This window comes from Mesorhizobium sp. M7A.F.Ca.CA.002.09.1.1 (genome assembly GCF_003998555.1).
Taxonomy (GTDB): domain Bacteria; phylum Pseudomonadota; class Alphaproteobacteria; order Rhizobiales; family Rhizobiaceae; genus Mesorhizobium; species Mesorhizobium ciceri.
This window is the reverse complement of sequence record NZ_RZRR01001134.1, coordinates 1-1,481: the sequence shown is the minus strand read 5'-3', so window position 1 is coordinate 1,481 and position 1,481 is coordinate 1. Positions and strand designations below refer to the sequence as shown.

The following is a 1,481-nucleotide window of genomic DNA, read 5'->3' as shown; positions in this document are numbered from 1 at the left end:
TCGTTGGGGCATATCCGGGAAGCGACTGCCCGATAACGTTCCGGTCAATCGAGATGGAAGACCTCTCCCATGGCCGCCCACCATTCGCCGTCGGCGCGCGTCGGCAGCGGCGTCTGCATGGGGTCGCACAGTTCCCACCATTTGCGCATGGCCGGCGACTCGCTCATCCGCGCTGCATCCCTGGCGAAGTCGCTGCCGTGATACTCCCAGCAGGCGAACAGAAGGTTCTCCGGTTCGCGCAGGAAGATCGAATAGTTGCGGATGTTGGCGCGGCTGATGACGTCGAGCACTTCGGGCCAGACGGCGGCGTGGACGCGCTTGTAGTCCGCGATCGCCTCGGCTTTCACGCCGATACAAAGTCCCATTCTTTGCATGCTGGTTGCTCGCGGGGCTTCAGCCGAGAAGGTCGGCGGCGACTTCGAGCGTGTTGCGGAACGACGTCTCGAGATGATGTTCCATGGCCCGTGCCGCACCCTCGGCGTCGTGGCGCTTCAGCGCGTCGAAAATGGCCTCGTGCTGCTCGATCGTCTGTTCGCCATAACCCGGTCTTGGGATAGCGAGATAGCGCCCGCGATCCATCTGTGCCTTCGAGATGTCGACGGCTCTCCAGATCATCGGCAGGCCGCAGATCTCGGCTATGGTGCGGTGGAAGACATCGTCGAGTTGTATCGCGGTGGCATATCTGCCGCGGGATATGGCAAGCCGGTGCGCCGCCATGTTGTCTTCCAGCAATTCGCTGGCTGCCGCTGTGAACTTGGCGGCCGCGCGTCGGGCGCTTTCCATCTCCAGTGCCCGCCGGATGACATAGGCTTCTTCCAGGTCGGCCCGGCTGATCGGAGCAACATAGGTGCCGGTCTGCGCCAGGATCTTGACCAGGCCCTCGTCGCTGATGCGCTTGACCGCTTCGCGAACGGGGGTGCGAGACACCCCCAGGGCCTCCGCGATGGCGACCTCGTTGATGACCTCTCCCGGCTTCAACTGCCCGACGACGATCAGGTTGCGGATCTTGTGGTAGATCTGATCGCGGAGCGGAAGAGCCCGATTGAGCGTCGAAGGATCCAGGTCCATTGCAAATCCGTGTCTTCGTTCACCAGAAATGGCCAGATAATACTAGAATGTCAATTGGAACGCATCCAATACAAGCGTGGGGGTCGGTGACGCACGACGTCATGACGACCCGCCGGAATCCAGCTTGCCAGAACTGTTATATTAGTGCAATAGTGAGGATGAACGATGGAAAATTCAGTCCGGGACTGAGGCTTGGATCTTCAACAGCGCAGGCCATTCAAGCTTGTTCGAAGAAGCCCGAACTGCGTTTGCAGCGCTATTATACTAACATATCGAAGGCCGATGTAGCGCACCGGCCGGCCGCCAGGAGGAACCTAGCCAGATATGACCGTCGCCGCCGATTGCGCCTTGGATATGCGAGGCATCAGCAAGAACTTTCCAGGCGTGAAGGCTCTGTCCAACGTCAATTTTGC

The 1,481-nt window shown here is 60.1% G+C and carries 2 protein-coding genes; both read right to left on the bottom strand.

Features of this window, described 5'->3' with window-relative positions:
- Positions 1–44 precede the first annotated feature (44 nt).
- Positions 45–374 (bottom strand): L-rhamnose mutarotase, encoded by a 330-nt coding sequence (locus EN994_RS31040; RefSeq protein ID WP_063169853.1) that lies wholly within the window; start codon positions 372–374, stop codon positions 45–47.
- A gap of 19 nt (positions 375–393) precedes the next feature.
- On the bottom strand, positions 394–1,068 hold the full coding sequence (locus tag EN994_RS31035) for a GntR family transcriptional regulator (protein WP_013528167.1): 675 nt from the start codon (positions 1,066–1,068) through the stop codon (positions 394–396).
- Positions 1,069–1,481: the final 413 nt, after the last annotated feature.

Bases quoted from the DNA above. Each gene is read 5' to 3' on its own strand.
- EN994_RS31040 (WP_063169853.1), bottom strand. From the start codon at position 374: ATGCAAAGAATGGGACTTTGTATCGGCGTGAAAGCCGAGGCGATCGCG.
- EN994_RS31035 (WP_013528167.1), bottom strand. From the start codon at position 1,068: ATGGACCTGGATCCTTCGACGCTCAATCGGGCTCTTCCGCTCCGCGAT.